General features: G+C 71.3%; 9 protein-coding genes. 8 read left to right on the top strand and 1 reads right to left on the bottom strand.

What is annotated here, in order from left to right; translation table 11 throughout:
* Window positions 1-56 precede the first annotated feature (56 nt).
* Complete coding sequence (locus tag OG898_RS21005; protein WP_112450285.1) at window positions 57-353, top strand: YggT family protein; 297 nt, start codon at window positions 57-59, stop codon at window positions 351-353.
* An 82-nt stretch (window positions 354-435) separates the two neighbouring features.
* Window positions 436-1689, top strand: coding sequence for a DivIVA domain-containing protein (locus tag OG898_RS21010; protein ID WP_266958612.1), 1254 nt, complete (start codon window positions 436-438; stop codon window positions 1687-1689).
* Window positions 1690-2020: 331 nt separating this feature from the next.
* Here the strand turns inward: OG898_RS21010 and ileS are convergent, their stop codons facing one another.
* The gene (ileS, locus tag OG898_RS21015; RefSeq protein WP_266958614.1) at window positions 2021-5167 is read right to left on the bottom strand and encodes an isoleucine--tRNA ligase; all 3147 of its coding nucleotides are present in this window, start codon (window positions 5165-5167) and stop codon (window positions 2021-2023) included.
* Between the two features lie 571 nt (window positions 5168-5738).
* On the opposite strand from ileS, the gene OG898_RS21020 reads away from it, so the two are divergent.
* From OG898_RS21020 to OG898_RS21045, 6 genes are all read left to right on the top strand, one after another.
* The gene (locus OG898_RS21020) at window positions 5739-6557 is read left to right on the top strand and encodes a TraR/DksA family transcriptional regulator (protein WP_250743761.1); all 819 of its coding nucleotides are present in this window, start codon (window positions 5739-5741) and stop codon (window positions 6555-6557) included.
* A gap of 274 nt (window positions 6558-6831) precedes the next feature.
* Window positions 6832-7395: a signal peptidase II gene (lspA, locus tag OG898_RS21025; protein WP_243330189.1), complete on the top strand. Its 564-nt coding sequence runs from the start codon at window positions 6832-6834 to the stop codon at window positions 7393-7395.
* Window positions 7396-7471: 76 nt separating this feature from the next.
* Window positions 7472-8413, top strand: a complete 942-nt coding sequence (locus OG898_RS21030; protein ID WP_250743762.1) for an RluA family pseudouridine synthase — start codon at window positions 7472-7474, stop codon at window positions 8411-8413.
* Window positions 8414-8451: 38 nt separating this feature from the next.
* Window positions 8452-8901 (top strand): GNAT family N-acetyltransferase, encoded by a 450-nt coding sequence (locus tag OG898_RS21035; protein WP_250743825.1) that lies wholly within the window; start codon window positions 8452-8454, stop codon window positions 8899-8901.
* 259 nt (window positions 8902-9160) lie between these two features.
* Window positions 9161-10753, top strand: coding sequence for a Na+/H+ antiporter (locus OG898_RS21040; RefSeq protein WP_266958617.1), 1593 nt, complete (start codon window positions 9161-9163; stop codon window positions 10751-10753).
* A gap of 169 nt (window positions 10754-10922) precedes the next feature.
* A complete protein-coding gene (locus tag OG898_RS21045) occupies window positions 10923-11621 on the top strand; it encodes a DUF4328 domain-containing protein (RefSeq protein ID WP_266958619.1) in 699 nt (232 codons plus the stop codon).
* Window positions 11622-11627 lie beyond the last annotated feature (6 nt).

Below are 11627 nucleotides of genomic sequence, written 5' to 3' on the forward strand. Positions count from 1 at the left end.
ATCCGTCAGATACGGGACCGGGTACAGGGCGGAAGCAGGGGAGAGGGAAGCGCGGGATGGGCGTAGCACTGCAAGTGGTTTACATCGCGCTGATGTGCTTCCTCATCGTGCTGATCTTCCGACTGGTCATGGACTACGTGTTCCAGTTCGCACGTTCATGGACACCCGGCAAGGCGATGGTGGTCGTTCTGGAGGCCACCTACACTGTCACCGATCCACCGCTCAAGCTCCTTCGGCGGCTCATCCCGCCGTTGCGTCTCGGGGGCGTGGCACTCGACCTGTCCTTCTTCGTTCTGATGATCATCGTTTACATCCTCATCAGTTTCGTGAGCACCGCTGCGAGAAGCGTGTGAACGATGAGCTTCCCCGCAGGCGCGGGGACAGTCCCGATACGGTCCTGCCGACTGCCGACGACTACGTAGAGGTGAAGAAGACATGCCGCTGACTCCCGAGGACGTGCGGAACAAGCAGTTCACGACCGTCCGCCTGCGAGAAGGCTATGACGAGGACGAGGTCGACGCCTTCCTCGACGAGGTCGAGTCCGAGCTGACGCGCCTGCTGCGCGAGAACGAGGACCTGCGCGCCAAGCTGGCGGCCGCCACGCGTGCCGCCGCGCAGAACCAGCAGCAGGGCATGCGCAAGCCGGAGCCCCAGGACCAGCGTGGCCCCGGCGCCCCCGTGCCCGCGGCCATATCCGGCCCCCCGCAGCAGCAGCCCCCGATGGGTCAGCCCCCGATGGGTCAGCCGCAGCTCCAGGGCGGCCCGCCCCAGCTTCCGGCCGGCCCCGGCGGGCACGGTCCGCAGGGCCCCGGCCCGATGGGCAACCCCATGCAGCAGCACACCATGGGTGGGCAGCAGCAGATGGGTCAGCAGGGCATGCAGCAGGGCATGGGCCAGCAGGGTCCCGGCCCCATGGGCAACCCCATGCAGCAGCAGTCCATGGGCGGCCAGAACCAGCTCGGCCAGCAGATGCAGCCCATGGGTCAGCAGATGCAGCCGATGGGTCAGCAGATGCAGCCCATGGGCCAGCAGATGCACCAGCAGCAGCAGCCCCAGCAGCTTCCGCAGCAGGGTCCCGGTGGCGACAGCGCCGCCCGCGTCCTGTCGCTCGCGCAGCAGACCGCCGACCAGGCGATCGCGGAGGCCCGCTCCGAGGCCAACAAGATCGTCGGCGAGGCCCGGTCGCGTGCCGAGGGCCTGGAGCGGGACGCCCGCGCCAAGGCCGACGCGCTGGAGCGGGACGCGCAGGAGAAGCACCGCGTCGCGATGGGCTCCCTGGAGTCCGCCCGCGCCACGCTGGAGCGCAAGGTCGAGGACCTGCGGGGCTTCGAGCGTGAGTACCGCACCCGTCTGAAGTCCTACCTGGAATCGCAGCTGCGCCAGCTGGAGACGCAGGCCGACGACTCGCTGGCTCCGCCGCGGAACCCCGCCGGTCCCGCGCTGCCGCCGTCGCCGACCCCGTCGATGGCTCCGGCCGGTGCGATGCACTCCATGGGTGGTCCGTCGATGGGTGGCCCGTCGCCGATGGGCGGTCCCTCGCCGATGTCCCCCTCCTACGGTGGTGGCCAGCAGCAGATGTCCCCGGCGATGACGCAGCCGATGGCTCCGGTGCGGCCGGCTGGTCCGCAGCCGATGCAGCAGGCGCCGTCTCCCATGCGGGGCTTCCTGATCGACGAGGACGACAACTAAGCGGTAGCCGTCGGCAGACGGTTCGGGCCGGGCCCGGTTCCCCCTCGGGGGCACCGGGCCCGGCCCGTTTCCGTACGCGGGCCCGGCTGCGGGTGTGCCGCTACGCGGGGCTGGGTCCCCTACCCGCCCTTCGCCCGTTCCCCGGGGCTCCGCCCCGGACCCCGCGCCTCAAACGCCGGCGGGGCTGGATAGATCCAGCCCCGCCGGCGCTTGAGGCGATCTTTTCGCTTCCGGGCAGCGCCCGGGGAACGGTGGAAGGGCGGGTAGGGGACAGGAAACGGCTGTGGCCCGGCACCCCCCAGGAGGGGGCGCCGGGCCACAGGTGGAAGGGCTACGCCTTGCGGAGGCGGAAGGTGAGGCCGAGGGGCTCGTCCTCGAAGGCGTCGCCGTACGACGCGTCCGCCTCGCCGGAGGCGTAGTCCGTGGCCAGGACCTCGTCCGCGATCAGCGAAGCGTGGTCGGTCAGGGCCGTCGCCAGCTCCGGGTCCGCCGTGGACCAGCGCAGGGCGATCCGGTCCGCGACGTCCAGGCCGGAGTTCTTCCGGGCCTCCTGGATCAGGCGGATCGCATCACGCGCCAGGCCCGCGAGCCGCAGCTCCGGAGTGATCTCCAGGTCCAGGGCCACCGTCGCGCCGGAGTCGGACGCCACCGACCAGCCCTCGCGCGGGGTCTCCGTGATGATGACCTCCTCGGGGGTGAGGGCGACGGTCTCGCCGTTCACCTCCACCGAGGCCTCGCCGGAGCGCAGGGCCAGCGACAGCGCCGCCGCGTCGGCCTCGGCCACCGCCTTCGCCACGTCCTGCACGCCCTTGCCGAAGCGCTTGCCCAGCGCGCGGAAGTTCGCCTTGGCCGTGGTGTCGACCAGGGACCCGCCGACCTCCGAGAGGGAGGCCAGCGAGGAGACGTTCAGCTCCTCCGTGATCTGCGAGTGCAGCTCGGGGGAGAGGGTCTCGAAGCCCGATACGGCGACCAGCGCGCGGGAGAGCGGCTGGCGGGTCTTCACGCCCGACTCGGCCCGCGTGGCGCGGCCCAGCTCCACGAGGCGGCGTACCAGCAGCATCTGCCGGGACAGCTCCGGGTCGATCGCCGAGGCGTCCGGGACCGGCCAGGTGGTCAGGTGCACCGACTCCGGGGCGTCCGGGGTGACCGGGACGACCATGTCCTGCCAGACCCGCTCCGTGATGAAGGGGGTGAGGGGGGCCAGGAGGCGGGTGACCGTCTCCACGACCTCGTGCAGGGTGCGCAGCGCGGCCGCGTCGCCCTGCCAGAAGCGGCGGCGGGAGCGGCGGACGTACCAGTTCGAGAGGTCGTCCACGAAGGAGGAGAGGAGCTTGCCGGCGCGCTGGGTGTCGTACGACTCCATCGCCTCGGTGACCTCGGTCGTGAGGGTGTGGAGCTCCGAGAGCAGCCAGCGGTCCAGGACCGTGCGGTCCGCGGGCGCCGGGTCGGAGGCCGACGGGGCCCAGTTCGACGTGCGGGCGTACAGGGCCTGGAAGGCGACCGTGTTCCAGTACGTGAGGAGCGTCTTGCGGACGACCTCCTGGATCGTGCCGTGGCCGACGCGGCGCGCCGCCCACGGGGAGCCGCCGGCCGCCATGAACCAGCGGACGGCGTCCGCACCGTGCTGGTCCATCAGCTGGATCGGTTCCAGGGTGTTGCCCAGGTGCTTGGACATCTTGCGGCCGTCCTCGGCGAGGATGTGGCCCAGGCAGACCACGTTCTCGTAGGAGGACTTGTCGAAGACGAGGGTGCCGACCGCCATCAGCGTGTAGAACCACCCGCGCGTCTGGTCGATGGCCTCCGAGATGAACTGCGCCGGGTAGCGCTTCTCGAAGATCTCCTTGTTCTTGTGCGGGTAGCCCCACTGCGCGAACGGCATCGAACCCGAGTCGTACCAGGCGTCGATGACCTCCGGCACGCGGACCGAGGTGAGGGTGCAGCCCTCCGCCGTGCAGGGGAAGGTGACCTCGTCGATGTACGGGCGGTGCGGGTCCAGGTTCGACTGGTCCGTGCCCGTCAGGTCGCTCAGCTCGGCCAGGGAGCCGACGCAGGTGAGGTGGTTCTCCTCGCAGCGCCAGATGGGCAGCGGGGTGCCCCAGTAGCGGTTGCGGGACAGCGCCCAGTCGATGTTGTTGTTCAGCCAGTCGCCGAAGCGGCCCTGCTTGACGGAGTCCGGGAACCAGTTGGTCTTCTCGTTCTCCCGCAGCATCGCGTCCTTGACGGCGGTGGTGCGGACGTACCAGGACGGCTGCGCGTAGTAGAGCAGGGCGGTGTGGCAGCGCCAGCAGTGCGGGTAGCTGTGCTCGTAGGCGATGTGCTTGAAGAGCAGGCCGCGCGCTTCGAGGTCGGCGGTCAGCTTCTCGTCGGCCTTCTTGAAGAAGACCCCGCCGACGAGCGGGACCTCCTCCTCGAAGGTGCCGTCGGGGCGGACCGGGTTCACGACGGGCAGGCCGTACGCGCGGCAGACCGCGAGGTCGTCGGCGCCGAAGGCGGGGGACTGGTGGACCAGACCGGTGCCGTCCTCGGTCGTGACGTACTCGGCGTTCACGACGTAGTGGGCCTCGGCCGGGAACTCGACGAGGTCGAAGGGGCGCTGGTAGGTCCAGCGCTCCATCTCCTTGCCCGTGAAGGACTCGCCGGTGGCCTCCCAGCCCTCGCCGAGGGACTTCTCCAGCAGCGGCTGGGCGACGACCAGCTTCTCTTCGCCATTGGTCGCGACGACGTACGTGACGTCCGGGTGCGCGGCCACCGCGGTGTTGGACACCAGGGTCCAGGGGGTGGTCGTCCAGACCAGGAGCGCCGCCTGGCCCGCGAGGGGGCCGGAGGTCAGCGGGAAGCGGACGTAGACCGAGGGGTCGACGACCGTCTCGTAGCCCTGGGCCAGCTCGTGGTCCGAGAGGCCGGTGCCGCAGCGGGGGCACCAGGGGGCGACGCGGTGGTCCTGGGTGAGCAGGCCCTTGTTGAAGATCTCCTTGAGCGACCACCACACGGACTCGACGTACTCGGGGTCCATGGTGCGGTAGGCGTCGTCCAGGTCGACCCAGTAGCCCATCCGGTTCGTGAGCTCGGTGAACGCGTCGGTGTGGCGGGTCACCGACTCGCGGCACTTGGCGTTGAACTCGGCGATGCCGTACGCCTCGATGTCCTTCTTGCCGTTGAAGCCCAGTTCCTTCTCGACGGCGAGCTCGACGGGCAGGCCGTGGCAGTCCCAGCCGGCCTTGCGGGCCACGTGGTAGCCGCGCATGGTGCGGAAGCGGGGGAAGACGTCCTTGAAGACGCGGGCCTCGATGTGGTGCGCGCCGGGCATGCCGTTGGCGGTGGGCGGGCCCTCGTAGAAGACCCACTCGGGGCGTCCCTCGGACTGCTCCAGGGTCTTGGCGAAGGTCTTGCTCTCGCGCCAGAAGTCGAGGACCGCGTGCTCAAGGGCAGGCAGGTCGACCTGGGCGGGTACCGGGCGGTACTGCGGCGGTGTGGTCATGAGGCTGAACTCTTCCTCCGGCGGGGTGTCACTTCCGTCCGGAGGGACGAGAGCCGAATGAAGCTGCTCCCGCGGTACCACCCTCCTTGGCCTGCGGACCTGTGGTCCGCCGGCCCCCTCATTGGGGTGCGAAGCCGGTTCTACTCGCCCTACGGGAATCCCGGTGGGCTTTCTTCCGGCGGCTCCGGGGTGATCCTTCGCATCGCGCTCGCCCCCGGGCTCTCACCGTCCCCGGGTCGCTCCTGGCTGCGTCCGACGCTACTCGTCCCCATCCATGCCTCTCGCTGGGCCCAGTGTACGGGCCGGGGGGCCGCTCGGCAGACCGGTTTACGGGGCGTGGCGCGGGGGTCCGGGCGGGGCGCGGACCGGGCGCGGATTGACCCTAATGGGCCGACGGGGCGTTCCCGGGTGCGGTGGGGCGTGTGGGGCGGATTACCGGGCTCCCTGCTGGGCACAACGGATGCAGGTTGACCTCGATGGACGCGTGCCCCGTTGCCGCGGGGCCGGAGTCGATTTATCGTTCCGGCACGATTCGCGAGCAATGATCACAGTATGTGAAGGGGCCGCGGCCATGGTGGCGAAGAAGACCGCCGGGAGTACTGCCAAGAAGGCTGTCGGGAAGGCTGCGGAGAAGCCGGCTCAGGAGTCGGTGACGGAGGTGGCGGCCCCGGATCCGGAGGCCGGACCGGTGGCAGGCACAGCCGCCGGGAAGAAGACGGCGGCCACGAGGACGTCGGCGGCCGGGACGAAGGCCGCCGACGCGAAGAAGGCGGCCGCCGGGAAGGCACCTGCCGGGAAAGCGGCCGCCGTCAAGAAGACGGCCGCGAAGAAGGCCACGGCCAAGACGGCCGGGGCCGAGGGGGCGGCGCAGGCCGCGCACGAGACGGGAGCCCGGAAAGTGGTTGCCAAGAAGAGCACCGGCACGGCCAGGAAGACGGCCGCAGCCGCGACCAGCGGGCTGCCCAAGGCGCGGGGCGCGGCGGGCCTGGCGCCCGGCGAGCTCGCCGTACGGCCCGGCGAGGACCCCTGGACCCCGGAGGAGGTCGCCGAGGCGCGGGCCGAGCTGGAGAGCGAGGTGCTGCGGCTGCGGGCCGAGCTCCAGGCCTCCGACGCGGCCATTTCCGGGCTGATGAGGGACTCCGGCGACGGCGCGGGCGACGACCAGGCCGACACCGGGACCAAGAACATCACCCGGGAGTCCGAGCTCGCCCTCGCCGCGAACGCCAACTCGATGCTGGAGCAGACCGAGCGCGCGCTGGAACGGCTGGAGTCGGGCACGTACGGCCTCTGCGAGAACTGCGGGCAGCCCATCGGCAAGGCGCGCATGCAGGCCTTCCCGCGGGCCACGCTGTGCGTGGACTGCAAGCAGAAGCAGGAGCGGCGGCACTGAGCGGAGGCCGAACGCGGGCCGAGCGGGCCCCTACGGACCCCGGACGGACTCCGGATGGGGCCCGTAGAGGCCCCGGACGGCCCCTGGCAGGCCCGGAGGGCCCCGGGCGGGCGTCGGCCCGGCTCCGGCAGCGGTCCGGCCGGGGCGGCGGCCGGGGCGGCGGCCGAAGGGTGCCCTGACGTACCCTCGTGTCTCGTCAGGGTCCGGGAACCTGGCGGGTCGGTCGGCGCAGTACCGTTCGACAACCTGGTTCGAGCTAGTTCGAGGGACTCACGTGGCAGAGGCGGAGCGCATCATCGGTACGCCGGAGGTCGGGGAAGACGGCACCCAGCCCGAATCCGCGGCGCCCAAGGGGCGGCGGCGGATCGTCGCGCTGCTCGTCGTGGCGCTGCTCGCCTACCTCGTCGACCTGGGCAGCAAGATGCTGGTGGTCGCGAAGCTGGAGCACCAGCCGTCGATCCAGGTCATCGGCGACCTGCTGAAGTTCGACGCGATCCGCAACCCCGGCGCCGCCTTCGGCTTCGGCGAGGCCTTCACGATCATCTTCACCTGCATCGCCGCCACGGTGATCGTGGTGATCGTGCGGCTCGCTCGGAAGCTGTACAGCCTGCCCTGGGCGATCGCGCTGGGCCTGCTGCTGGGCGGGGCGCTGGGCAACCTGACCGACCGGATCTTCCGCTCGCCGGGCGTCTTCCGCGGAGCGGTCGTCGACTTCATCGCGCCCGCCCACTTCGCGGTCTTCAACCTCGCGGACTCGGCGATCGTGTGCGGCGGGATCCTGATCGTCCTGCTGTCGTTCAAGGGTCTGGACCCGGACGGCACCGTCCACAAGGACTGACCCGGCAAGCGAGCCGCGGGCCGGTCGCAGGCTGATCGCGGGAATGGTCTTCTGTCGAGTCCTGCATACTCGACAGGTGAGTACGATTCCCGAGATCCGCACCCTGCCCGTACCCGATGGCCTCGAGGGCGAGCGCGTCGATGCCGCCATCGCCCGTATGTTCGGTTTTTCCCGGACGAAGGCGGCCGAACTTGCGGCCGCGGGAAAGGTGCTGGTCGACGGCAGTGTCGTCGGGAAGTCCGAGCGTGTGCACGGTGGCGCCTGGCTCGAAGTCGAGATGCCCGAACCGCCGCGGAAGGTCGAGCTCGTCGCCGAGCCCGTCCCCGGCATGGAGATCGTCCATGACGACGACGACATCGTCGTCATCATGAAGCCGGTCGGCGTCGCCGCCCACCCCAGCCCCGGCTGGACCGGCACCACCGTCATCGGCGGCCTCGCCGCCGCCGGCTACCGCATCTCCACCTCCGGGGCCTCCGAGCGCCAGGGCATCGTGCACCGGCTCGACGTCGGCACCTCCGGCCTGATGGCCGTCGCGAAGTCGGAGCGCGCGTACACCTCGCTGAAGAACCAGTTCCGCGAGCGGATCGTCGACAAGCGCTACCACGCGCTGGTGCAGGGCCACCCCGACCCGATGAGCGGCACGATCGACGCGCCGATCGGGCGGCACCCCAGCGCCGACTACAAGTGGGCCGTGACCCAGGAGGGCAAGCCCTCCGTCACGCACTACGACCTGATCGAGGCCTTCCGCGCCGCCTCGCTGCTGGACATCAAGCTGGAGACCGGGCGCACGCACCAGATCCGCGTGCACATGGCCGCCCACAAGCACCCCTGCGTCGGCGACCTGACCTACGGCGCCGACCCGACCGTCGCGAAGCGCCTCGGGCTCACCCGGCAGTGGCTGCACGCGGTGCGGCTCGGGTTCGAGCACCCGTCCGACGGGCAGTGGGTCGAGTTCGCGAGCACCTACCCGGCGGACCTGCAGAACGCGCTGGACGTGATCCGCAAGGAGAGCGAGTGACCGCGGGCGGTGGCGGCGCCGTCGCCGAGGCCGTCTCCGTGCGGGTCGTCGTCACGGACGAGGACCTGAAGGCCTGCTTCGCCGTGCGGACCGAGGTCTTCGTGGTCGAGCAGTCGGTGCCCGAGTCGATCGAGTACGACGCGTACGACGAGATCGCGGTGCACGTGCTGGCCGAGGGGCCGGACGGGGTGCCGCTGGGCACCGGCCGGCTGCTGTACGGGCCGCGGGCCCTGGGCAAGACGGGCTCCCCGGAGGTCGGCTCGCTCGGACGGCTGGCCGTCACCCGGTCCGCGCGCGGGCTCGGGGTGGGGGTTGCGCTGGTGCGGGCGATCGAGGCGGAGGCGGTTCGGCTCGGGCTGTCCGCGGTTGATTTGGGTGCGCAGACCCATGCGATGGGGTTCTACGAGCGGCTCGGGTACGAGGCCTACGGGCCGGAGTTCGAGGACGCGGGGATCCCGCACCGGTCGATGAGGCGTGCTCTGCCGTAGCCCGGCGGGGGTGCGCAGCCCTGCGGGGCCGTCCCCTACCCGCCCTTCCGCCGTTCCCAGGGCTCTGCCCTGACCCGGTCCTCAAACGCCGGACGGGCTGAAAAGATCGCCTCAAACGCCGGCGGGGCTGGAGTTGCCCTCCGGGCAATCCAGCCCCGCCGGCGTTTGAGGCGCGGGGTCTGGGGCCGAGCCCCAGGACACGGCGCGGCACGCGTCCTCAACCGCCTTGCCGAGCGCAGCGCCCTGGCAGGGTGTGGGAGTGGATCAGCTCCTGCTGTTGTTCGTGCTGTTGCTCGGGGCCGTGGTGACGGTGCCGCTCGGGGACCGGTTGGGGTTGCCCTCGCCGGTGCTCATGACGCTCGGCGGGGTGGTGCTCGCGCTGGTGCCCGTGGTGCCCAACGTCGACATCCCGCCCGAGTACATCCTGCCGCTCGTGCTGCCCCCGCTGCTGTACGCATCCGTGCAGCGGACCTCCTGGCGGCAGTTCGCCGCCAACGTACGGCCCATCCTGCTGCTGGCCGTCGCCCTCGTCTTCGTGACCACCGTGGCCGTCGCCTACACCGCGCACGCCCTCGTGCCGGGGCTCTCGATCGCCGCGGCCATCGCGCTCGGCGCGCTCGTCGCCCCGCCCGACCCCGTCGCCGCCACCGCCGTGGCGGGCTCGCTCGGGCTGCCCCGGCGCATGGTGTCGATCCTGGAGGGCGAGGGGCTCTTCAACGACGTCACCGCCATCGTGCTCTACCACGTGGCCATTGCCGCGGCCGTCAGCGGCACCTTCTCGTGGCCCGGGGCGCTCGGGGAGTTCGTGCTGTCGGCCGTCGTGGCCGTCGCGGTGGGGCTCGGGCTCGGCTGGGCCGCGAACCGGCTCATGGGACGGCTCGGCGATGCCACGCTCCAGATCGGGCTGACCCTGCTCGTCCCGTTCGTGGCGTACGCGCTGGCCGAGGAGTTCTACGGGTCCGGCGTGCTGGCCGTGCTGACCACCGCGCTGTTCCTCGCCGAGTACGCGACCGACGCCGACGACGTGCTGGGGCGGCTCGCCGGGCACACGTTCTGGGAGGTCGTCGACATGCTGGTCACCGGTGTGGCCTTCGGGCTCATCGGGCTGGAGCTGCACAACGTGTTCGGGGCGGCCAGCGGCCGGGTCGGGGAGATGGTCGGGTGGGCGGCGGTGGTGGTCGCCGTGGTGGTCGGCGTCCGGCTGGTGTGGCTGCTGCCGGCCGGCTGGCTCGCGAAACGGCTCCACTCGCGGCGCGACTACGAGGAGGAGATCCCGCTGAGCTGGCGGGAGTCCGTGGTGATGTGGTGGGCGGGCATGCGGGGCGTGGCCTCGGTGGCGCTCGCGCTGGCCATTCCCTTCGAGACGGACGGCGGGGATCCCTTCCCGGCCCGGCAGGAGATCGTCTTCATCGCCTTCGCCGTGATCATGACCACCCTGGTGGTGCAGGGGCTGACCCTGCCCTGGCTGGTCCGCCGGCTCGGCGTGGAGGCCGACTCGGACGCGGAGGCGGAGTTCGCCCGCGCGCTGGCGATCCGCGCCGCCAAGGCCGCGAAGCGGCGGCTGAAGGAGATCGAGGAGGTGGAGGACCTGCCCGAGGACCTGGTGGAGGTGCTCTACCGCCGGGCGTACGACGTGGGCGCCAGGATCAGCCCGGACATGGTCGACGAGGAGCGGCGGGAGGCGTACGCGAAGCGGGTGGAGCGGATCCGCGACGTGCAGCGCATCCAGCGGGAGATGATGTCCGCCGCCCGGCACGAGGTGCTGGCCGCGCGCAGCGAACCCGGCGCCGACCCGGAGATCGTCGACCGGGTGCTGCGGCACCTGGACGTGCGCAGCCTGCGCAGCCCGTAGCCGGGGGAGGGAGGGGGAGGGCGGTGGGCGGCGCCGGCGTTCACTGGTTCGCCCGCGCAACCGGAATCCGTAGACGTCGGGCATGGGCATGGCATATCTTCGGTCGGCTCGGGGTGCCCGTCCGGTGGCCCGTTCCTGCGCCGAACGTTCCCGTGGGGGGTACTTCACCATGTCCCAGTTGTCTCCGACACCGCTGCCGCGGCCCGTGGGGGAGCTCCGTTCCCCGGAGGCCCTGGCGAGGGCGGTCACCGTGCTGCTGTCCCTCGAAGCCGCTCTCGCCCTCCTGGCGTCCGGGACCGGCTTCTACGCCCGGCAGCTGATGGAGGACCTGATCGCCGATCCCGGAAGCGTCGCGGAGGACAGCCTCGACCGGGTCGACTCCCTCCAGATGACGCTCGCGTCCGGGCGGGACCTCCTCGGACTGGTCCTGCTCGTGGTCTTCCTCATATGGTTCCACCGGGTCCGGCTCAACGGCCAGGCGTTCCGCCCCGACGGCTTCAGCCAGAGCGCGGGCTGGGCCATTGGCGGATGGTTCATCCCGATCGCGAACTTCGTGCTCCCGTACCGCGTGGCGCGGGAGACCTGGGACGCCAGCGCCCAGAACGCGCCCGACGGTTCCTTCAGGGCGGTCCCGGGTGCCGTGGTGACCGCCTGGTGGGTGGCGTACACCTTCAGCTGGGTGCTCAGGATCTACGAAAGGCTCCAGAACCAGGTGGAGACGGCCGAGGACTTCAGCGACGCCTTCACCCTCGGTGCGGTGGCCGACCTGACCACCGCCGCGGCCGCCGTCCTCGCCGTGCTCTTCGTGCGCAAGCTGACCGCTCTGCAAGGGGTCAGGGCCGTCCAGGGGCCGAACGCCGCGGCCTGAGCGCCG

The sequence above is a fragment of the Streptomyces sp. NBC_00193 genome, from assembly GCF_026342735.1.
GTDB classification, from domain to species: Bacteria; Actinomycetota; Actinomycetes; order Streptomycetales; family Streptomycetaceae; genus Streptomyces; species Streptomyces stoeckheimensis.